The sequence below is a fragment of the Asanoa sp. NPDC050611 genome, from assembly GCF_040654855.1.
Taxonomy (GTDB): domain Bacteria; phylum Actinomycetota; class Actinomycetes; order Mycobacteriales; family Micromonosporaceae; genus Asanoa.
Window position 1 is genome coordinate 1 of sequence record NZ_JBFAIU010000067.1, and the last position, 20875, is coordinate 20875.

A 20875-nucleotide genomic window follows, 5' to 3' on the forward strand; every position below is an offset into this window, starting at 1 on the left:
CCTCGTCTGGGGTGACCCGGCCCTCTTCGACAGCACGATCGGCATCCTCGACGACATCGACGGCGTCGCGTTCACGTACACCGTGATTCCCGGCACCACGAAAAAGGAAGTCATGGCCGAGTCGCTGTTCATCACCGATCTGCTGCTCGCGGCGGGCGCCGCGGTCAGCGCCGTACTGCTGGGCCTGCGCGCCGCCGCCGGCGGTCGCACCCGGTGGCCACTGATCGTCACCACCGCCCTGGTCACCGCCCGAACAGTCGTGGCGGTCCTGTTGTGGACCGAAAGCTGGTACCTCGTCGACGACCGCGTCACCGTCGGCCTGCCAGCCGCTGTGGTGCCACTCGTCGCCGTGTTCACAACGGGTACGCGGCCCGCCGCGGCTCGCGTCACCGGTCAGGTCGCCGCCATCGGGGTGCTCATCTCCGCCTACCTGGCCTGGGTGCCGCAGGACCCGAAATCCGACTCGCTGATCGCAGCGGTGGTGATCTGCCTGCTCTCGATCACCGGTGGGACAGCCGCCGGACTGCTGCGCTGGCGGGCAACTCGTGCGGGCGCGGCTCGCCTGCCGTGGCTGAGTGGGTTGACCGTCCTCGGCCTCATCGCCGCCGTCGGCGGCCTTTACCTACAGAACCAGGCACCGGCAGCGGCGGCGACCGAGCACGCCGGCCACGGCGTCGCCGTCGCGACACTGACGGGACCGCAGCAGGGCCGACCCGACGCGCGATTTACGCTGGTCGCCGCGCACCACGCGGTCCGGCTCTCCTCGGGACGCCAGGTCGACGCGCTGACGTTCAACGGCACGGCACCCGGCCCTACCCTGCGCGTACGCCAAGGCCAGCTGGTCGAGGTCACCCTCCTCAACACCGACGTGGCCGAGGGCGTGACCGTGCACTGGCACGGTGTCGACGTGCCCAACGCGGAAGATGGCGTACCCGGGCTCACGCAGGACCCGGTGCTGCCCGGTGGCCGGTTCGTCTACCGATTCGTTCCCGACCGGGCCGGCACCTTCTGGTACCACACCCACCGAGACTCCCAGGACGCCGTTTCACGGGGTCTGTTCGGCGCGTTCATCGTGGACCCTCCCACGCCGTCAGCCGACGACCGTACCTATGAAGCCGCCCTGTTCGCGCACCAGTGGCCCATCGGCCAGGACCTGGTCGGCGCCTTCGACACCGCTGACACCCCGACGCGGCAGAAGGTGGAACCTGGTCGGGCCGTACGGCTCAGACTGGTCAACAGCTCCCAGGACCCCCAACGGATCCAGGTCACGGGGACGACGTTCCACGTCGCCGCCATCGACGGCAACGCCGTACACGAGCCGGGCCTGTTGCCCACCGGTGGTGTCCTGCTGCTGGCGGCCGGCGGTCGCTACGACGTCACGTTCGACATGCCCGAGACCGCGGTGTCGGTCAGCATGCACACCAGCGAGAAACCCGCGGGGGCGGCCCGCCTGTTCGTCCCCGACGGCCACGACGATGCCACGATCCCGCACGCCACCGTACCGGCCCGATGTTCGACCCGGCGCACTACGGCACCCCGGACGGCACGCCGCCGCCCGCCACCGCCGATCGCACCTACGAACTGGTCCTGGACAACGGATTCGGCTTCACCGGCGGCACGTTCAGCTGGGCCAACACGGTCAACGGCCAGCAGTGGCCGGCCATCCCGAACCTGACCGTCGCGCTGGGCGACACCGTAGGGATGCGCATCACCAACCGCGGCATCATCGACCACCCCATGCACCTTCACGGCCACCGCGTCCGCGTCCTGTCCCGCAACGGCGCACCGGTGTCCGGCAGTCCATGGTGGACAGACACGCTCAATGTCGCACCCGGCCAGACCTACGAAATCACCTTCACCGCCGACAACCCTGGCATCTGGATGGACCACTGCCACAACTTCGAACACGCCGCCGACGGAATGGTCTGGCACCTCTCCTACACCGGCATCGCCGCCGCCGCGCACTCCAGCCACGCCCCCGAATGAGTGCCAGCGCGGTAAATCGTCGCATTCATCGGAAGTCGTGAATGAAGGACAGTGGATCTCCATGCCGTGTCCGCCCGGGCGAACCGAGCCGAAGCCCTTTGCGTGGTACGAGTCAAAGTCCGGCTGGTCGAACTCACAGAAATGGAGCGTCATGCGTGGTCTGCGGTTGCTGAGAACCCCATCCATCTACCGGCCTTCGAGACTGTACCGGTTTGCCGTCCCCCTGGTTGTCGTTTTGGCGGTGCTCGCCGTGCCGTCTGTCGCATCCGCATCGGTCACCACTACCGAGCAAGCCGCCGCCGCGCGCTGGTCAACCCCGTTCCAGTGCCCGGACGGCTCCACCGCCTCCGCCGGCCGCCTGAATGTGCAATCGGTCAACTTCTTCGAGGAGGGCATGACGCCCGACCCCAATCCGCCCCTCGGGGTCGGGTTTGCGGGCCAATGCCCCGACGGCACCTTCAGCTGGGGCCTCGGCGTGGCGACACAGACGCAGTTGCCGAGCACGCAGTTCGACCCGAACCTCGAGTACGTGACTGTCAGCGGCACGTACGCAAACGTGCGGGACAACAGAGGCGGGCTGCACACAGTTTCGATCAACGTCCGTTGGACCGCGACCGGACCAATCGTGACCGATGAATCCGGGCCGGGATCGTGGCTCAAGCAGCGCCCCGCCACCGCGACGGCGACGATCGTTTTCGACGGCACCACGCTCGTCGACGGTGCCGCCAACTACCCGTCCCACACGCCGTTCATCCGAGTCGAGGTATGCACGTAGCTCAACCTTCGCCACAAGCTCGTCCAGTAGGTTTACGGGGAGGTCTGCGTACCGAGGCCGGCCTCCCGTCTTCTACAGCGGACCACGACCCTTGACCCCCAGGACGTCGGGTTAGGCGTTGCGCACGTCAGCCGCGATCCGGTATCGGGCGAGGCGTCGTCTGTTACGCCGTCGGTGAGCGTCCGAGCAGGACGTGTGGTCCCCATCGATCAGGGGGTGCCAAACGGAATCGTGGGCGGTCAGTCGGGGAAGACCGGTCCGCTGTGGTCAAATGACGGCGGCTCGGTTGGCAGGAATTGCAAAGCTGCCCAGGTGGCTTGGGCGGCGGCTAACTTCACGTCACCCGGTCCGGTGTCTGCCGGCGCATCCTCAATCTGGATAACCGTCACCTCATACCGCGGGCCACCCTGCGGCAGCTTGCCAAGCGCATACCGCACACCGTCGACCGCTTCCGAGCGCATCGCGTCTACCTCGACGCCTGGCGGGTACCCGCGCAGTGCGAACACATCTTCCGCAACGGTGATGCTGTCCTGCTCCGCAACGTCCGCCGACACGGTGACCCTCGCCCAGTGGAAGACCTTGTTCACATACTTCGATAGGCGGTACGACGCTTCCATCCGAGCGATGGTAACGGCCGACTTCTTCGGTGTGAACGAGATTTCGACAACCGCTGACCTCGCTGGGCATCCGCTTCTACCAGGCCAAACAGTCCCTTGGCGCCCGTGGCTGTCCTGCGCCGTCGGGACCCGCTGTCACTCAGTTGGTCACCCGTCGCCTGCGGACCAGCGGCTTAAGAGTCACGGGCGGCACGTCGGCACAGATCGTGGCGGTTGCTGTCATGTAGCGAAGCGCGTAGCTGCGCCCGTTGTAACGCAGTCAGTCACTGATCGGTCGTGCAAGGGCCAGTCGATCGCACTGTGCCCGCGACCTGGCGCGTGCTAGTGGTCTGTGCCCCGCTGACCTGAGGTCGCTCGCCCGCCTGCCCCCGCAGAAATGCCCGTGAGAAGACGGCCGAACCAGTCCATCATGAACACGTGGAAGCTGCCGAAGCCCTGGACAAAGCCCGCGACGCAGCCGCTTTGTGGAGCGTCGGCTACATCAGCGCCGCCGAACTCGTCGAGATTGCCTGCGACCTACTTGTCACCGGACACGACGGTCCTACCCTCGCCATGCTCGCCGGGGTGCATACCCGCCACGCCGACGAAGAAGTTCCTGCAGCCCTCCGTGAGGTCGGCCTGGATTTCTACCCGCCGGGCAGTCGCGCGGGCGCAGAGGCAGCAGTCAGAACACTCGCTCGACGTGTACTGACCGGGCTCATGGAGCCCAGCGCCCTGACCGTCTGGGCATACCGCACCTTCGGTCACGACACGCTGGAGCTAGCTGAGCGCCTCGTCGAGCTGGACGACGTCTACGACTACTTGGACGTAACCGACATGACCCAACAGGACGTCGACGCCGACGTCATCGCCGAGGCGCGCCGCGTCGTCGGCTCGACCAGCCTCACGCATACGGACAATTTCTAGCCGGAGCTGTCACAGATCACCTGACCCAGATCCGTAACGGATCAATTGGAGCCCGACACCTGCCGGCAGCCGCGTGTCTGGTCACGGGAGATGCTTGACACTCGCGTCCCAACCGACCTCGCAAGATCGAGCAGACGCAGGTCGAGCAGTAGATTCCTGCCGTGGACCGCGATCGCCTAGCCCAGCTGTTGGACACTCCTGGCGCCGCGTTCAGCGCATGCAGGAGCGCCGTGCTGGCCGGTGCCCGGTTCTGGGTCACCGATATCGACCAACCCGCCTCCGGGCTGTTCGAGATCTACCGCCGACGTGACGCACACACCCGTCAGGAGGGCATATCGACCTTGGGCTTCACCGCTGCGGTGGAGACGCTGCGCGCCCTCGGGCAGCAGCCGGTACGACTCCGGGCCGTTGACCTTGATGAACCGCCATACCACTTCCAGCTCTTCCTCAACGCAGACGCCACCGCCGTGGTCGCTTGCCTCGGAGTCGATCAAAGCGTTCACTACCCGGTTCGGCCGACCGATTGAGCCACGCAACTTCTACCGATCGTGGGAGGCCCGTCGCCAGCACGCCACGGTCAGGAAGATCAGCGTGCACGACGGTCGGCGCACTCGCGCCTCACTTCTGGTCGATCTCGACGTACACCCCCGGATCGCGATGGCGATCCTCAGGCACGCCGATTTCTCGATCACCATGGAGATCTACTCGCAGGCATCACCGCAGGACACACGTGATGGGCTACGGCGACTGGGCGAGAGCCTGGACCGACGAGCCGCTGCTGTACTTTGCTGCTGTACAAGATCGAAAGAGGCCATCCCCGATCCTGGGTGATGGCCTCTGACCTGCTGTCGGGACGGCGGGATTCGAACCCACGACCCCTTGACCCCCAGCTACGTCAACGCAGTCGGGCGACTTCGCTATCGGACTATTGACGCAGGTCAGCTTGCCGGTATCGAGTGGCATGGGTCGGCTCGCGGCGGATGCGTCGGGAAGATCGTCTCCCAGGCTTCTCCCAGGGCCACCCGTGGACGAGTTCTTGGAGTCGTTGCCGTCGACGGGCAATGTCGGCCTGGCTGGGGCGAGTGGCGCAGACGCGGCTGGCTGCCAGTGACACCGGAGTTGACGATGGGCTAGCCAAGGTCAAGTTGGCCAGGTCGCCCGGGGTGCGGTCCAGGCCGCTAGGCCGACGGCCCGAGGCCCATACCTCGTTCGAATGCGGTCGGTGAGGGCCGCACACGATCGAGTGACAGAGCTTCCCGGTTGTGTCGTACCCGTCACCTACAGTCGGTCACGGTCTCACCCGAAGACCTCATGCCCCCCGACTGGAAAGAGGCCCACGCCAGTGTTCGACGCAGAAACAACCGCCATCATCACTGGAGCGGCAGGGAGCGTGGTTGCCCACATGCTCAACGGCCGCGTAGACGCGGTCCGGGAGTGGGCCGCGCGCATCTTCCGGCAAGAGTCGAAGCAACAGCGTGCACAGCAGCTGGAGGCCGTTGAGCAGGACGCGGCTGCGCTTGCCAGCCGGACCGCCTCCAAGGCCGACGTGACGGCCCGCTGGGCTGCCGTTCTCGGTGCATACGTTGCCTCTCACCCCGAGGTTCGCGCTGATCTCCTGGAGATGTCAGCGTCGCCGGTAGGTTCGAAGTTGATGTATGTCCAGGAGCAGAACAATTCCGGCTCCGGAACTTTCATTGGCGGCGACAATTACGGACGTATCGCTCCCTCGCGAGGTAAGTGACCGTGGTCATCTCGCAACCAACCGGCGACTCGCCGATCTATCGACAGACCAACAGCGGCCCGGGCACGTTCATCGGTGGAAACAACTACGGCACCGTCGAGACGATGGATGGGAGAACTAAAGCGGTTCTGAACAAGCTCGCCAGTGAGGCTCCCGGGCTCGCGAAACTGTTGACGAGAGCACTGCACGACGGCGTAATCTCCACTGAAGCGGTGTTCGCAATGGAGATGGCGGCCCGCAACCTCAACTGGGATGTCGCGGAGGCACTCTACACCGCCGGTAGAAACATCAATCCTGATGTGGCTCAAATGCTGAGTTGGGCCGGCGACAACATCAACGCGCAGGTCGCGGAGAAACTGTCGCACGCGGCTAATCAATTCGAGGCATTTTCGAACGATCTTTACCAGACCCAAGCAATAGCCCAAAGCTTAGTTGCAGCAGTCGCCGAGATCCGCGGTTTCGACGGGCATGTGACGGACATTAAAGGCGCATCCCAGGACCTCGCCATGGCGGCGAGTCGGTTCGTACCTACCAGCGAGTGGTCTTTTAAGTCGTTCTTGTGGGGAATGTTCTCGTGCCTCATCCTGGTAACGATGATTCTGGGTTTCTACGCATCTACTAGGCCGTAGTTGGGGTCGTTGAACGCATCCACAGAAGTGCCATCCGCCTCGCTCACTTGCGAGGCGTGGTTAAGGTTGCCCGGTGTTGCTTACTAGCTTGCCGCTCGCGGCCGACTGGGAGAAGTTCTCGGATCAAGCAACGGTGGTGGGCGTCGGTGTCGCGCTCATGGTTGGCATCGCGACCACCGTTGTCATGATTCGGCAGGAGAAGGCAACGAGGGACGGCCAACGCATTCAACAGCAGCAGGCGGTAACTGCGGCAGAGCGATCCGAAGCAGCGGCGCGGCTTACTGAGGAGTACACACGACGCGTCGTTGAGGCACTTGAGACGATGGCCGCGCATCGTCCTGGTCGGTTGAGCACGCCCCTCGATAGCCCCAGTGTGCGGTGGTCCCTCGTGCACCACCAAGGCGACGCCTACAGACTTGAAAATGTCGGGAGCGCCGAGGCGGACGATGTTTCTGTGGCTGCCCACAGGACCATGATCCTTCGTGCCCCGGAACCGCAAGCGCTACGTCCCGGCGAAGCACTCACTTTCATTGCGGCCAGAAGCATGGCAACATCAGATAGCACCATTACAGTGCGATGGGCCACCCGCGGTAATGCTGAGGAACAGTCGTGGCGTTACCCTCTCCCTATGCGCGGCTCCTCGCGATGACTTTGGGTTGCTGGCCGCGTTTCTCAAATCTAGAGTTTCAGTTTATCGTTTGGGACGTACGCTGCGCGGATTAGCCCTGTGTTATAGACACGGGAACCACCTTCAAGATAATCGACCTGTCGAGTAGCGAATAGAGGAAGCCGCTCGTTGACTATCATGCGCTCCTCCCGCAATCCACCACAGCAATCGCAAGCAATATCTATTACCGCAATCCACTGTCGATAGACGGCTGCCCGCTGAAAATGTCGTGCTCGCACATCGGTGTCATTGTCAGACAACTTAAGGGTGACCTCGTGGGAGGACGCCGCAGAGGTCTCGACAGTGTAGGTTTCCTTTTGAAGCTCCGTTAGTGCCTCTTCGATTGCTGATTCCACAAAACCGAGAGGAGAAGTCAACCGCCCCTTGAGTGTTGACTTGAAAGCCTCCTGGCTTTGTTTCTCAACTGTCACGGACCTTTTGGTGCTCCAGTTCCACGTTCGCTTGTCTTCCTGTCCGCGGCTTAGTTGGAGGACGGTCTCCCAATCCTTGTGTTCAATATGTTCTTCATGGAGTACGAAGAGGTCGGAAAGTGAGTAGGTCACCCTCGGTCCAAAGAGTCGATACAGCGGTCGCGACCGGATTATGACGGTCGCCGTTTCCGCAATCCTCCTTGCTTCTATTTGGTATAGCAGATACTGCTGATAGACAACTTCACCGAGCCGTTCTACCTGGGCCTTCTCCAGGACCTCGTTGAAGTTTTTGTTGTACGCCGCATCCGCCACTTCTGCTGTGGATGCCTGCCCAGTGAACATGATGAGGCGCAGCTTGTCATTTACTTCCCTTAGAACCGTCGATAGTTGAAGTCCCGTCATTTCTGGCATTCGTTGGTCAAGGACCGCAACCTTTACGGGCTTATCCCGCACTAGTTGTGCAGCCTCGCTCGGGTCGCTGGTTGCTATTGCGCTGATTCCGGTTGAGACGGATATGTATCTCGCCAGCGCGTTTGCCGTGTCTACCTGGTCGTCGACGACCAGGATTTCGTCGGTCATGCTTGCCTCAAGGGAAGCTTGATGACAAATTCGATCTGGTCTCCCTCAACTTTATGTCTTACTTCTCCGCCTCGGTAGCTCCCCACCATTCTTGATACGATCGATAAGCCAAGTCCGCTATGGTTCGATTTGGTGGTGAACTCTGGCTGGTATATCTCTGTGGTCGGCGGGTCGCCCGAGAACTGGTTTACCACGCTTAGGGACAGGTGATCCGCAGTTCCTCCTGCCCTTACAACAACCGTCCCAGGCTCTGGCGACGACTCAACGGCATTTTCGACAAGGGGCAACAGCATTGCGACGAGGAGATTATTCGAATAGCCCTCGATTGCGTCAGGAAGTGCGACATCTGCCACTATAGCCTTTTCCAACCTTTGACTATAGATTTTGAGTGCCGCCGCCACCGCACTTCGAAGGCTGCCCGGGGACCATTCTTCGGTTTGGGCGAGGTCCGACGTGGAGTTTCGATATGCTTGCAGGAAAGCCTTGCATACTGCTACTGCATCGACGATGTCCTGCATTTCGGCACTTCGCTTGCCCTCCAAAGCAATCCGAGTAAGCGCCGCGGATTCGATCGCGAGCAAGGGCGAATTCAGCGAGTGGGCGATCTCGCGAACGGCATTGCTTAATGCTTCGTTGGCTGTTGGAGCGCTATAGATAGCGGTATTGTAGACTACGGTGCCATCGCGTCCTTCAGTCCATTCATAGCTCGAACGCAATGCGGACGCGAACCTATGCGAGAAATCATTGAGCGCGTTACCTAGGCGATACGGGAGGCCTTCAATTGCCTCTGCTAAGAGCATTTCGCCATGTCGGGATTCAACTCCCGGCCGGTTCTTTTCCTCCCCCACCTCTCTGATAAGTTGTCGTTGCATCCGCGCCATCTCAGACGTCGCTTCGGCGCTGCGCCTCGCGGCGATGCGGTATTGGGCAACGGTGAAGAACAGGGCAACGAGAGCGCCTGTTGCGGCTGCGACTCCCGCGTACGCGGCGATGATGCTTTGGTCCACTCGGACTCCATCGGGAAGTGCTGGGAACGGGCCTTCTTGGAGCGCTAGCTCGTGGGCCATCTCATCTTGCCGATGTACGTCCCCTAGGGTCAACGGGTCGCGAGACCCCAACGCATGGCCACGACTGCTGGACCGGGTTCTGTGTGGCACGCTCGCAAGAGGCGGAGGATCGTCCTCCACCCCTGCGGTGAGGCCTCTGACCACGGCCGGCAAGCTGTACGCCTGAAAGCAGAAGGATTTGGGGGATGACATGGCGTCGTTGGAGCGGACCCTTGTGTTGCTGAAGCCGGACGCGGTGGCGCGCGGGCTGGTCGGTCGAATAGTTCAGCGGTTCGAGGATGCGGGCCTGAAGATCGTCGGTACGAAGATGGTGCAGATCGATGCTGAGCTGGCGAAGAAGCATTACTTCGACTTGGAGGAGCGGTTCGGGAAGTCGGTGTTCGACGTGACCGCGAACTTCATGCAGACCGGGCCGGTGATCGCGCTGGTTCTGGAGGGCGTCGAGGCGGTCGCGACCGTCCGTCGTCTTGTTGGGGTGACCTTCCCGAACGAGGCTACGCCGGGCACGATCCGTGGGGACTTTGCGCACACGTCGAAGGCGTACACGGAGTCGCAGCACACGGCTGCCGCGAACCTTGTCCACGCGTCAGGCAAGCCGGACGAGGCCAAGTACGAGGTCGACCTGTGGTTCGACGGCTCGGAGCTGCACGACTACCAGACGGTGGCCGAGAAGTTCCTCTTCTAGTGGTCGGTGACGACGGCGCGTCAACGCCGACGATCGCCGACTTGCGGAAGCGATACGACGAGGAGCTGTTCTACGAGGAACGGCGCTCTGCGGCGGAGTGCGCCTACGCGCTTGCCGTGAGGCTGCGCGAGTTTGGTCAGACAGACGAGGCTCGCAAGTACGCGCGAGCCTGTCTCGACCTAGCCGAGCGGCTGCCGTCTGCCGGTCTCGACGACGTCGTGTCGGGGCGGCAGTCGGTCGGCGGGGTGCCGTTACCGGACCACTTCCACGATGGCGTGGTCCGGTCTCGCTTGGCTGATTTGCTCGCCAGCTGATGTCAGCGAAGCGCCGCGTCTAGATACTCCTGAACCGGCCCGTAGAACGGGTATGGCACGTGCTTGGTGACGGTTTCGCGGTCGCACCACGCCACCTCAGCCAGCTCTTCTTCGTCGGCGACGTAGGCGGTTCCGTCGACCCGGTCGCATGCGATATAGTCCATGGTCCGGCCGGTGTTCGGGTGGACGCGGCTTCCCAGAGACTTTGTCGCTCGGACCGTCAATCCAGTCTCTTCGTTGGCCTCGCGCACCGCTGCGTCCTCATTGGATTCGCCTTGCTCGACTTCGCCGGCTGGGAATTGCCAGGAGAGTTGGCCTTCGCTGACGCGGCGGCGAACGAGGAGTAGCCGGCCGTCGTCGATGATGACGGCGGCGGCGGCGGCGGCTATGGTGGGTCGCGTTGGCTCGGTCATGGCTCCTCGTTCAGTGCTTGCTGTATGGGTGGGTAGAGGCGGTCGGTGGGGATGAAGTCGTTGACGCGTTGGCGTGGGATCCAGACGGCATCGACGTTTTCGGCGGTGTCGCGGTTTTCGACGTGGCCGGTGAGGTAGAGGCAGAAGAAGTACTCGCAGAATACGCCGGTGATGGGGTGGATGCGGCTTCCGAGTTCCCGGACTACTGAGGCGTGGATGCCTGTCTCTGCAAGGGTTTCGCGGATGGCGACGGTCCGGGAGTTTCCGCCGGGCTTGACGATGCCGGCGGGGAACTGCCAGGTGATGCCGTTCGGATCGTCTTCGCGTCGGCAGACGAGGAGGACGTCGGTTTGGTTGGTGACCACGGCGATCGCGACGGTGAGGCTTACGCTGCTGTGTGTTGCTGCGATCTCGGCCCGGTCGTCGGCGCGGAGCTGTCGCGCGAAGCGCACCTTGACCGACTCGTCCGCGCGCTCGTAGGCGGTATCGAGCGCACGTTGGAGCTCCGGCCGGATGACGATCGCCGGCCGCTCGTGCCGGGCTGCGACGGTGCGCTTGGCGACGCCGATGAGTGCGGCCATCTCGTCCTGGGACATACGGAGTGCGGCTTGGAGCGCGGTGGCGTATCGGGCGGTCCATTGGTCGATGACGGTGCGGCGCGCGGGTTGGCTCATCGCGAAGCCTTGCGATCGAAGGCTGCGCGACGGCGGTCCATCCGTGCGCCTAGTCGGCGACCGTTAGGTTTGTGCCGGCTGGGAAGGTCTCCGAGTCCCCTGACGCTCGGGTGACGGTTAGCGCCGTGCTCGATGTGACGCTGTCACCGCGGTGGAGCTTGACCTCCGGTGGCGTGTCGACGACGTAGGTGCCGTGGCCTTGCCGGACTTCGATCAAGCCCTCTTGGCGTAGGACCGCCAGCGCGCGGCGGACGGTTTCCCGGGCTAGGCCGAACTCGTCGTGGAGATCCTTCTCGGACGGCATCCGACCGCCCGGTGCGAGGGTTCCGTTGCGGATGCGGTCACGCAACACCGCGGCGAGCTGCATGTACGCGGCGCCCTCGCGGGATGGCGTGATCATGAGATCACCGTACGTAGGTCCGCCTAGACGTCGGGTGGTATATTCGTCTAGACGTGTATGCGAGCTAATCGATCGTGCACGAAGGCGAGGGAAGCATGACCGCAGAATCCACAACCCCCGGCGTCAATGGCTCAGACTGCCCTGCCTGGTGCGGCGCCAACCACTCGCACGGCAACGGCTTTCACGCGCAGTGCGTCGGCGAACTGCACCGGGACACGACCGACCAGATCTCGGTGACCCTGACAAGGTCAGCCAACGGCGACGGCGTCGAACTCGGCTACTACGCGCCCGGCCACGCACCGGCCATCGCGTTCCTCAACCGCGACGACGTCGGCAATCTCCACGACTACCTTGACGTCGCTTGGGAGGCTCTGCGTCCGCCTCGCTAGCGACGGCTGGCCGGAAGGCCCCGGGCGACCTTCGCTCGGGGCCTTCCGTCTGTTAGCCCGACTGCGAACTGCACCGTCGCTGCATCAGAGGTGCATCGGCGATGGTCTCTTGCCTCATCGGCGGCGCGGCCGTTTCCCGGTTGACTTGTCCTCACCGGAACGACGCGCAACGGAAGGAGGTGAGGGCTCGATGTTCGGTTCCACCGCAACGGATCCGCGACGCGGACGCGTCGCTTGCCATGACCGGACGGACGCGGGTCGCCAGGCCGGGGACCGGCCGAACATGCGGTCCGCGGCGGGCGCCTGGCCGCGGGACACGTAGGCCGCCCACGTCACGCGGCTGATCGGCGCACCCGCTGATCGCAGGTACGCCAGCACGTCATCGGTGGTCCACCAGTCGGCGGGCAACTCGCCGGTCGTCTCGGCCATCACCGCGGAGCGTACGTCACCCCCAACGTTCGAACCGGCGTACGCCACTCGCTCGAATACAACGCCAACTTGTATCCGCGCACCGCTGACTACAACGGCAGGTTGTAGAAGGAGAACGACAGTGAAGCCTGTTCGTTCCATGCCACCCCACGACGGGCCGTCCACAGCCGAACTCGCCGGGATCCAACGCGAGTGGCCGCTGATCGAGGCGGAGATGGCCCTCGTACAAGCCGAGATCCGCGTCCTGTCCGCCCGGCCGCAGCCAACGGTCCGCGACTGGCACCACCTGCGCACCGCCGAGCGGCGCGTCCTGCGCGAAGCCGCTGCCCTCGTGCACGCCCGCATCGGCGAGGTGCTCGGCGATGCCGCGTGACCACCAACGCCCGGAAGGGAGGCTCCGATGAGTCTGGGCATCTTCTCGCTGATCCTGCTCGTCCTACCGGCAACGCTGTTCGTGGACCGGCGGACCCGGGGCCGCATCGCCTTCGCCGCACTGTGCGCGTTCATGCTCGGCCTGATCGTCGCTGGCTCCGACGGCATCCTCGCGGAACCGGCACGCATCGTCGTCGACGGCGTCCGATCGGGCATGACGACCATCGGCGCGGCACTCGGCGGCGGCCGATGACCGACCGGCATCTGGTCCGTATCCGGTGGGGAGTCCGCGGCGCCCTGGCGCTGGGCGTCGCGGCCTCCGTCGCGGCCAACATGCTCCACGCCGACCCGAACCCGATCGCTCAGACCATCTCCGCCTGGCCACCCTTGGCCCTGCTGCTGACCGTCGAGCTGATCTCACGCGTACCCGCGCATCGCCGGTCGCTGGCCACCGTCCGGTTCACCGCAACCGCGCTCATCGCCGGCATCGCCGCGTGGGTGTCCTACACCCACATGGTCGCGGTCGCGGCCCGCTACGGCGAAGAGGGGCTCGCGCCGCACCTGATCCCGCTGTCCGTGGACGGCGTGGTCGTGGTCGCGTCCGTGTGCCTGGTCGAGCTGGCCGGTCGCATGCGCCGAAACCCGGACCCCGCCGACCTCGACCGTCCGGCTCCGGCGGACACGGCTGCGGATACCAGCGCGGACGACAAGCGAGAGCCGCGTCGCCGCAAGGCGACCCCGAAGCCGGACACCGGGGCGCTCATCGCACGTCTGCGGACCCAGCACCCGGACACGTCCGCGGCGGACATCGCGCAGCGCATCGGCGTGACCGACCGGACAGTGCGCCGCCACCTCAACGCCAACCACACCCAAGACCAAGCCAAGGAGCACACCCGATGAGTACGACCCACCAGCGGCTGACCTACGCCCTCGCGCTTCTGGGCGCGACCGCCGATGAGGTGGCCGACTCTCTTCTCGCCGGCGGCTGGACCGGCCTTCGCCAAGACGGTATCGCGTGTCCGGTCTCCAAGTACGTCGCGGCCGTCCTGCCGGAAATCGAGGTCGCGGCCGCCAGCGCGCAGCGCATCACCGTCGTGTCCACCAACGGCGAGACCGTCGAGGCTGCGCTACCCGCCGGACCCGCCGCCTTCATCCGTGCCTTCGACGCAGGCGCGTACGACGAACTCGCCGCCACCCTCACACGCTCCGACGTCGACCCGGTCGACGACATCGAGCGCTGATTGCGGCCGGGGCGCGGGCCAACCGGCCTCGCAAACCACCGGCCGCGCCCCGGTCTCGCGCCAGCCGCCACGGACATCAGCGGAGGAACGACCATCATGGCGAACCCCGAAGACTTCGACTGGGACCGGCACGAAGCCGAGATCCTCCACCTTGACGAAGCCCGCACCCGCAAGCAGCCGACGCCGGTCGACACACCGGACAGCAACTCGCCCGCACGGGCCGACCGGCGGACGGCGAAGCGACGCCCGATCGTCCCGGCCTGGGCACGCTCGTGGACCGAACTGTTGACACAGGCCAGGTGGGCGTTCGGCTTCTACACCCACATCGCCGCCTACCACCTCATCCGTGCGCCGAAGTACGCCGCGAAGCTCTCCGTCCGCGCACCACGCGGCGCATTCCGGCTCGTGACCGGCATCGCCCGCTGGGTCACCGATGCCGAAGGCGCACCAGTCCGCGCGGCGGCCGTGCGACGGGAGAGCGCCGAGGAGTACCTGAAACTCTCGCGCCAACGCGACGCCCGAGTACGGCTACGGACCGCCCTCACCCTCGCAGGGATCTGCACCATCAGCGCCGGACTCGCCGCCATGCTGCTGTTCACGTCACGCGAGTACTGGTGGGCCATTCTCGCGGCGGTGGTCGCGTTGCTCGGTGGGGCTGGCGCTCCCGCGGACCGGCCGTTGCTCGACGCGGCGGTGTCGGCCACCCACTCGCCGAGGCTCACCTCCGACGTGGTCCTCGCAGCGCTCGGAGCGATCGGCATTGCCAGCATCAACCAGGCGTACGCCAAGAAGGGCGCCAAGGAAGCGGTCCGGTTCGTCGAACCGATCAGCCGCGACGGACCCGGCTGGCGCGCCGTGGTCGACCTCCCACCCGGCACCACCGTCGACCAAGTCGCCGACCGACGCAAGGAACTCGCCTCCGCACTCGGCCGCCCGCTCGGCTGCGTCTGGCCCGAAGGCAACCTCGACGTCCACCCCGGCCGCCTCATCCTGTGGGTCGGAGACGAAGACCTCGCCAAGTCCCGCCGCCCCGGCTGGCCGCTCCTCAAGACTGGAACGGTCGACCTGTTCAAGCCGATCCCATTCGGCACCGACCACCGCGGCCGGCCGGTCGTGCTCACCCTCATGTTCGCCTCGATGGTCATCGGCTCGATTCCCCGCGTCGGCAAGACCTTCGCCGCACGCCTCCTGCTCCTGGCCGCGTCGCTCGACGCGCTGGCCGAGATCCACGCGTACGACCTCAAGGGCATGGGCGACTTCGCCCCGCTCGAGCCCGTCTGCCACCGCTACCGTGCCGGTTCCGAAGACGGCGACGTGGCCTTCGGGCTGGCCGACATGCGCGCCCTAGCCGAGGAACTGACACGCCGCACAAAGGCCATCCGCGCATTGCCCCGCGACGTCTGCCCGGAGTCGAAGGTCACGCCGGAACTCGCCGCCCGCAGGACGCTTCGACTGCATCCCATCCTGCTCGTGGTCGATGAATGCCAACGCTGGTTCGAACATCCCCTGTATGGCGAGGAACTGCGTACGATCGCCGAAGACCTCGTGCGCCGAGGTCCGGCCGCGGGCATCATCGCCGTCTTCGCCACCCAACGCCCCGACGCGAAGTCGCTACCGACCGGCATCTCCGGCAACGCCGTACTCCGCTTCTGCCTCAAGGTCATGGGCCAGATGGAGAACGACATGGTCCTCGGCACCAGCGCCTACCGCAACGGCATCCGCGCCACCATGTTCAGCCGACGCGACCTCGGAATCGGCTACCTCGCAGGCGAAACCGACGACCCGCAAATCACCCGCACCTACTACGTCGACGGACCGGCCGCCGAGTCTGTCGTCGCGCGTGCCCGCACGCTTCGCGAGAAGGCCGGAACGCTGACCGGCCACGCGATCGGCGAGCAGCCGACGCGCAAAGCCATCGAGGGCGTCTCGCTGCTCGACGACATCGCTGCCGTGGTGCCGGCCAACGAGGCGAAGGTGTGGTGCGAAACCGTCGCTGTACGCCTCGCGGAGCTGCGCCCGGCGGTCTACGGCGGATGGGACGGCGAACGCGTCACCGTCGCTCTCAAGCCGTTCGGCGTCAGGGTCACGCAGACATGGGGCACCGACCAGCAGACCGGCAAGGGTGCCAACCGTCGCGGCTTCGAACGCGCCCACATCATCGCCGCACTCGCCGAACGCCACCGCAGACGAGACGCGGCATAGCCAACCGAGGGGCGCTAGCTCTAGTGGCCATCCGCCGGGAGACCTAGCACCCCCGCTAGCACCCGAAAGCCGCCGTACGCAGGCACTCCAGCGTTCTAGCGGCTCGCCCGCTCACCCGCGCAGAACAACCCGGAGAAGGCAATGGACCCCTCAACCCTGCTAGGCACCATCGGCTGCGCAGCCGCGTCGCTACTCGCCGCCGGCTACCTCACCCTCTGCTGGCTCAACCCGTTCCGACGCTGCCGCGGATGCGGCGGCACCGGCCTCGTCCGCCGCCGCTACGGCCGCACCGTCCGGCCGTGCCGACACTGCGACGCCACCGGCATCCGCCTCCGCTACGGCACACACCTCATTAACGAAGCCCTCCGCATCCACCGGGATGGCACGCGATGACAGGAGTCGAAGGACATGCCCAGCCCAGCTCGGTACCGGAGGATGCGCACGTTCAGGCGCCACTGGCGCTCCGTCTCGTGCGACCGGGCACCGTGAACAGGGGAGGTGGCGCTCCGCCGGTGGGGTTCTACCGCGCGGCAGATGTAGCCGAGCGACTCCACTGCTCCGTCTGGTGGGTCAAGGAACAGGCTCGGCGGCGACGCATCCCGTACTGCTGGATCGGCGGTAGCTACCGCTTCACCGACGAACACATCTAACAGATCGCGCGGCTCTTCGAGGTCGAACCGATCGACCCCCCTGCCGCGGTTCGTCGCCGCGCGACAACCACCAACTCACCGGACGTCCCCGAGGGAGATGCCCTCACACGACTCAGCGCGCGCGTCCCGCGCCGTGCGCGCGCCCAGAAGCCGTCGGCTGCGGCTTAACGAGACTAAGGAGAGGATGAGATGGGATACGCGGAGAAGCGTGGCGACTACTGGCGTGGGCGCTTCAAGACCAGCACGGGAAAGTACGGCACCGTCCATGATCCCTGGGGCGCGACCGCGCGGTTCCGTTCGCGTCGGGAGGCCGAGACAGCGGCTAACGACGCGGAGGCGCAGGTCCGCGCTGGGCGATGGCGCGATCCGAAGTCTGGCGGCACCAAATTCGCTGACTACGCGAACGAGTGGTACGCCCGGCAGGATCTCGCGCCCAGCACGATGCAGGGTTACCGCCACGGACTTGAGGGCCACTTATTGCCTGCGTTCGAGTCGCACGAGCTGCGTGCGATCGACCGCGACGCGATCGCGCTATGGATGAAGCGGGAGCGAGCCGTGCCGTATGCGGAGTCCAGCGTGCGAGGTTGGCGTAGGCTCCTGCACCTCGTCTTGGCTGACGCGGTTGAAGACGGGCTCATCCCGGCCAACCCGGCTGCCCAACCTCGCGGACGCGGCCGGCGGATAGGTCGCTCTGTGAATCGCGGCCCTGAGAAGGTCATTACGAACGCGCTCGGCGTCCTGCTCGTCGCCGAGCGCGCCGCGTTGCTCTCCGGCCGCGACGACGAGTTCGTGGCCATGGTCAGCAAGGGCTTCACCGGGATGCGCTGGGGAGAGCTGGTCGGCCTGGAGCCGGAATACGTCCGGGAGACAGGCATCCGGGTGGAGTGGCAGCTCTACGAGTTGGACAACGGCGAGTTCCATCGCTGCCCACCCAAAGACGAATCGCGTCGCCTGGTCATGGCACCGTCGTGGCTGCTCGACCTGGCGCGGGACCAAGTCGGCCGGGCCCAGCCGAAGCCCTGCCCCTGCCACGGTCTCCGGTACGTCTACAGCGGCCACCGGGCGCCTAACGGCGTGACCGCCCCGGGCGCCAAGGTGGCAGACGTTGCCCGGCACGCAGGCGTGTCGACAGGAACTGTCTCGGCGGTCCTGAACGACCGTGGCCCGGTCACCGGGCCGACCCGCGCGAAGGTGCGCGAAGCCATCGCGGCACTCGGCTATGTCCCCGGCGCCGCGGCGAGCGCGGTGGCACCCCACTGGCGACGCAACGGCTTCGCGACGTGGGTCTTCCAGCCGGCGGCAACGGGGCGTTATCCGAAGAAGGGACCGGCTGTCGCTCGTCCCGTGCCCATCCTCGCCGGACCGTGGCCCGGGATGCCGGTCCGCGGCCGCAACGCGGCAGGCCGGGCGAACGCCTGTTGGGCGCCGATCGCGGCCGGCCTGACCCCGCACGGGCTGCGACATACCTACAAAACGATCATGATTGAGCTTGGGACCCCCGCGACCCTCATGGACGCACAGATGGGCCACGCCGACGGGTCAGTGCAGGGTCTCTACGCGCACGTCACACCTGAAATGGTGCGGCGGCTACTCGACGGTCTGACCGACCTCTGGCGGGCGGCGCTTGCCCAACGGCGGCAGTTCGACCGGGGCTCACCCGTCGCCGTGCTCGATCGGTTGCTGAGAGAGAAGTAAGTCTACGAAAGGCAACCATCCCCGGCCCTCCAACTGGAGGCCGATCTCTCGAAACTCCGTGAGATCGGCCTCTGCCTGAGAAACGTCTCGATTGACAGGGGCTGGAGAATACCCTCTATGGCGATCGAACGCGGCGAGGATGCGGTGACCAGTCACGGGGCAGTGCTCGAAGAGGCAGTAATTTACTACGTCTTCAGCTTCGCGATGGAGAAGCCCCTCGACATTCGAGGTGCCGCCAATGCGCTCCTGCGGGCGGAAGTGGCTGAGACTGTCGCAAGCCCGGCGGAAGACGGTGTTCGGGTAGCACCAAGGTACGGCGACCTAGTAAAGCTGCGCGCACGAGCAATCTCGCTGAACGATACCCAGAAGATGATAAAAGAAGGCCGCCACCTCGCGTTTGCGCGAAAACACCCTTTCTACTTCGCGAAAGCAGTGGCATGGGCTATGAAGTCCGCCATATCGAGGATGGTGGGTCGGGCAAGCCATTCAAGCGAGGCCAACCCAGCAGAATCCCCGACGGAAGACCTTGGCGACGAGGTAGATAACGCCACTACGGTGAGAATGATCGAGGAATCAGTCGCGCATGCGCAGGCAGCGAATGCCGTCCAACAGGCTATCGAAGCGCAGATTTTGCGCCCCGCATATCTCGAAGAGGAGCCCTATCTTCGACTAACACTACGCGACTCCACCCATTGGTTTGCAATTAAGGACGACGGCGTTGAACGCGCTAGAGGCTCTTTTGACGATGGTACGACTTGCGAAGCGCTTCTTTTGCTGCATCGCTCCGGAGTAGTGCAGCTCGTCTTCGTACTGCAGCCCCCACGAAACCTCGTAGTTGAGGAATTTATCGCATTTGCGGCAGGCGGCGGCCAGACCATCTCTGCGTCTGAGATATGTGAACCGGTGTTGCGCAATGCTGCCCACAAAGCCGAGAAAATGGATAAGAACTGGCTAGGTACATGGATCTCAGAGGTTCACGAGGGCACTCGTTGGAGGCGGATGGAGTTCGACGAACCAACGAGTGTCGCTCAACTATTTGGACTCTATCGGTCCGCCATCGAGAAGGTAATCGGAATTGCGAGCTTTCCGGAGTGGCAGTGCTACCCTGCCCTCTTTGTTAACAAGGTCGCTTGCTGCAGCGATGAGGAGACGTGGCTCTCGGGCCATTCGCGTGAGCTTGTAGCCCTCGCTGGGGGCGGTGTACCGCACTCGCTCTTGCGCAGCAATGTGGTAGCCAAGCTCTTGCCCAAGAACTCGTCCATACGAACGGATGACTCTCTTTATGTGCTTCCTTCCCGAACGGTTCGCATAAACTGGGGAACCGAAGATCTGGACTTCTCTGAGCACATGTGGACTATCGTTGTTGTAGAGAATGCGCTTTTGCAGTTCTGGCAACTTCGTGCGCTTAACGACCGCCTCCTGGCAAGCGACGGCGATGAGGACGTCCGTGCGCTTCAACGAGAGGCCATCTTTGGGCTCCAAGAGGTGCGCTCATCTTCTCTCATGTTTGGCACGGCCAACGACATCGTTGAAGAGCTGTTGAACGGATGGCAAGCCTCAAAGCTACAACAGCGCATAACCGACTCTTTGGAACAGCTACACCAGCTTGTAACGGCCAGAGAAGCGCGTGGCGCCAGTAGGCGCGCAAATTTCTTCGCCGCGTCCGCCGTTCTGGCCGCTGTCGCTTTCGGCCTGCCAGCTCTGAGTCAGTCGTTGGACATCGTGAAGAAACTCCCCGAGGACGGCCTGTTTGGCGGAATTGCCGCTCCGCTTCGCGCGATTGGCAAAGAACCGGGCGCTGCGGCGTGGAAAGCTTATGTCGTCCTAGTGGCATTTATCCTTCTTGCCTCCGTGAGTTCCGTGGCTCGTCGCCTTTTTAACCGTCGTAGGTTGAGGCGGCGACCTTCTCGGCTGGGAATGGAGTGGCCCCACGGCACTTGGTATCGGCGCGGGTGAAGGAGGCCGGCATTCCCTTATCTCCCGCTGAGCAACGGACCCTCGTGGATAGGCGAG

General features: G+C 64.7%; 23 protein-coding genes and 1 pseudogene. 18 read left to right on the forward strand and 6 right to left on the reverse strand.

The window, feature by feature from the left end:
• The 3 genes from AB0H87_RS13285 to AB0H87_RS13295 form a co-directional block, all read left to right on the forward strand.
• Positions 1-1675: multicopper oxidase domain-containing protein (locus AB0H87_RS13285; RefSeq protein WP_360143628.1), on the forward strand; the 1675-nt coding region annotated here is incomplete at its 5' end.
• A gap of 8 nt (positions 1676-1683) precedes the next feature.
• Positions 1684-1986: a multicopper oxidase domain-containing protein gene (locus AB0H87_RS13290; protein ID WP_360143703.1), complete on the forward strand. Its 303-nt coding sequence runs from the start codon at positions 1684-1686 to the stop codon at positions 1984-1986.
• 151 nt (positions 1987-2137) lie between these two features.
• On the forward strand, positions 2138-2761 hold the full coding sequence (locus tag AB0H87_RS13295; protein ID WP_360143631.1) for a hypothetical protein: 624 nt from the start codon (positions 2138-2140) through the stop codon (positions 2759-2761).
• Positions 2762-3000: 239 nt separating this feature from the next.
• Here the strand turns inward: AB0H87_RS13295 and AB0H87_RS13300 are convergent, their stop codons facing one another.
• Positions 3001-3378, reverse strand: a complete 378-nt coding sequence (locus AB0H87_RS13300) for a hypothetical protein (protein WP_360143634.1) — start codon at positions 3376-3378, stop codon at positions 3001-3003.
• A gap of 417 nt (positions 3379-3795) precedes the next feature.
• Between AB0H87_RS13300 and AB0H87_RS13305 the strand changes: the two genes are divergently transcribed.
• The 5 genes and pseudogenes from AB0H87_RS13305 to AB0H87_RS13325 all read left to right on the forward strand — a co-directional run bounded on the left by AB0H87_RS13305 (position 3796) and on the right by AB0H87_RS13325 (position 6654).
• A complete protein-coding gene (locus AB0H87_RS13305) occupies positions 3796-4284 on the forward strand; it encodes a hypothetical protein (RefSeq protein ID WP_360143637.1) in 489 nt (162 codons plus the stop codon).
• 161 nt (positions 4285-4445) lie between these two features.
• The gene (locus tag AB0H87_RS13310) at positions 4446-4811 is read left to right on the forward strand and encodes a hypothetical protein (RefSeq protein WP_360143709.1); all 366 of its coding nucleotides are present in this window, start codon (positions 4446-4448) and stop codon (positions 4809-4811) included.
• Positions 4783-5052: pseudogene (locus AB0H87_RS13315) on the forward strand (site-specific integrase); the annotation flags it as partial. The gene AB0H87_RS13310 and the pseudogene AB0H87_RS13315, both read left to right, overlap by 29 nt.
• 574 nt (positions 5053-5626) lie before the next feature.
• Positions 5627-6025: a hypothetical protein gene (locus AB0H87_RS13320; RefSeq protein ID WP_360143640.1), complete on the forward strand. Its 399-nt coding sequence runs from the start codon at positions 5627-5629 to the stop codon at positions 6023-6025.
• Complete coding sequence (locus tag AB0H87_RS13325) at positions 6022-6654, forward strand: hypothetical protein (RefSeq protein ID WP_360143643.1); 633 nt, start codon at positions 6022-6024, stop codon at positions 6652-6654. Before AB0H87_RS13320 ends, AB0H87_RS13325 begins: the two co-directional genes overlap by 4 nt.
• Positions 6655-7332: 678 nt before the next feature.
• Here AB0H87_RS13325 and AB0H87_RS13330 read toward each other — a convergent pair.
• Together AB0H87_RS13330 and AB0H87_RS13335 are read right to left on the reverse strand one after the other, a co-directional pair.
• Positions 7333-8331: a response regulator gene (locus AB0H87_RS13330; RefSeq protein WP_360143646.1), complete on the reverse strand. Its 999-nt coding sequence runs from the start codon at positions 8329-8331 to the stop codon at positions 7333-7335.
• Positions 8328-9338, reverse strand: coding sequence for an ATP-binding protein (locus AB0H87_RS13335; protein WP_360143649.1), 1011 nt, complete (start codon positions 9336-9338; stop codon positions 8328-8330). Before AB0H87_RS13335 ends, AB0H87_RS13330 begins: the two co-directional genes overlap by 4 nt.
• A 250-nt stretch (positions 9339-9588) precedes the next feature.
• On the opposite strand from AB0H87_RS13335, the gene AB0H87_RS13340 reads away from it, so the two are divergent.
• Both AB0H87_RS13340 and AB0H87_RS13345 read left to right on the forward strand, forming a co-directional pair.
• Positions 9589-10083, forward strand: a complete 495-nt coding sequence (locus AB0H87_RS13340; protein WP_360143652.1) for a nucleoside-diphosphate kinase — start codon at positions 9589-9591, stop codon at positions 10081-10083.
• Positions 10083-10397, forward strand: coding sequence for a tetratricopeptide repeat protein (locus tag AB0H87_RS13345; protein ID WP_360143655.1), 315 nt, complete (start codon positions 10083-10085; stop codon positions 10395-10397). Before AB0H87_RS13340 ends, AB0H87_RS13345 begins: the two co-directional genes overlap by 1 nt.
• Before the next feature lie 2 nt (positions 10398-10399).
• On the opposite strand, the gene AB0H87_RS13350 is transcribed toward AB0H87_RS13345, so the two are convergent.
• Genes AB0H87_RS13350 through AB0H87_RS13360 form a run of 3 tightly spaced genes read right to left on the reverse strand, consistent with a single transcriptional unit; the run spans position 10400 to position 11851 of the window.
• A complete protein-coding gene (locus tag AB0H87_RS13350) occupies positions 10400-10810 on the reverse strand; it encodes an NUDIX hydrolase (RefSeq protein ID WP_360143658.1) in 411 nt (136 codons plus the stop codon).
• Entirely contained in the window at positions 10807-11484 is a 678-nt protein-coding gene (locus tag AB0H87_RS13355; RefSeq protein ID WP_360143661.1) for an NUDIX hydrolase, read from the reverse strand. The genes AB0H87_RS13350 and AB0H87_RS13355 overlap by 4 nt, the downstream gene beginning before the upstream one ends.
• A gap of 49 nt (positions 11485-11533) precedes the next feature.
• Positions 11534-11851: a GntR family transcriptional regulator gene (locus tag AB0H87_RS13360; RefSeq protein WP_360143664.1), complete on the reverse strand. Its 318-nt coding sequence runs from the start codon at positions 11849-11851 to the stop codon at positions 11534-11536.
• Positions 11852-11979: 128 nt separating this feature from the next.
• Between AB0H87_RS13360 and AB0H87_RS13365 the strand changes: the two genes are divergently transcribed.
• The 8 genes from AB0H87_RS13365 to AB0H87_RS13400 all read left to right on the forward strand — a co-directional run bounded on the left by AB0H87_RS13365 (position 11980) and on the right by AB0H87_RS13400 (position 20818).
• On the forward strand, positions 11980-12273 hold the full coding sequence (locus AB0H87_RS13365) for a hypothetical protein (RefSeq protein WP_360143667.1): 294 nt from the start codon (positions 11980-11982) through the stop codon (positions 12271-12273).
• Between the two features lie 550 nt (positions 12274-12823).
• Positions 12824-13075 carry a DUF6284 family protein gene (locus AB0H87_RS13370; RefSeq protein WP_360143670.1) on the forward strand — a complete coding sequence of 84 codons (252 nt, stop codon included), beginning with the start codon at positions 12824-12826 and terminating at the stop codon, positions 13073-13075.
• A 27-nt stretch (positions 13076-13102) separates the two neighbouring features.
• On the forward strand, positions 13103-13327 hold the full coding sequence (locus AB0H87_RS13375; RefSeq protein WP_360143673.1) for a hypothetical protein: 225 nt from the start codon (positions 13103-13105) through the stop codon (positions 13325-13327).
• Positions 13324-13974: a helix-turn-helix domain-containing protein gene (locus AB0H87_RS13380; RefSeq protein ID WP_360143676.1), complete on the forward strand. Its 651-nt coding sequence runs from the start codon at positions 13324-13326 to the stop codon at positions 13972-13974. Before AB0H87_RS13375 ends, AB0H87_RS13380 begins: the two co-directional genes overlap by 4 nt.
• The gene (locus AB0H87_RS13385) at positions 13971-14315 is read left to right on the forward strand and encodes a hypothetical protein (RefSeq protein WP_360143679.1); all 345 of its coding nucleotides are present in this window, start codon (positions 13971-13973) and stop codon (positions 14313-14315) included. Before AB0H87_RS13380 ends, AB0H87_RS13385 begins: the two co-directional genes overlap by 4 nt.
• Before the next feature lie 96 nt (positions 14316-14411).
• Positions 14412-16517 carry a cell division protein FtsK gene (locus AB0H87_RS13390; RefSeq protein WP_360143706.1) on the forward strand — a complete coding sequence of 702 codons (2106 nt, stop codon included), beginning with the start codon at positions 14412-14414 and terminating at the stop codon, positions 16515-16517.
• 839 nt (positions 16518-17356) lie between these two features.
• Positions 17357-18862 carry a LacI family DNA-binding transcriptional regulator gene (locus AB0H87_RS13395; RefSeq protein WP_360143682.1) on the forward strand — a complete coding sequence of 502 codons (1506 nt, stop codon included), beginning with the start codon at positions 17357-17359 and terminating at the stop codon, positions 18860-18862.
• Positions 18863-18979: 117 nt separating this feature from the next.
• Positions 18980-20818, forward strand: coding sequence for a hypothetical protein (locus tag AB0H87_RS13400; RefSeq protein WP_360143685.1), 1839 nt, complete (start codon positions 18980-18982; stop codon positions 20816-20818).
• Positions 20819-20875 lie beyond the last annotated feature (57 nt).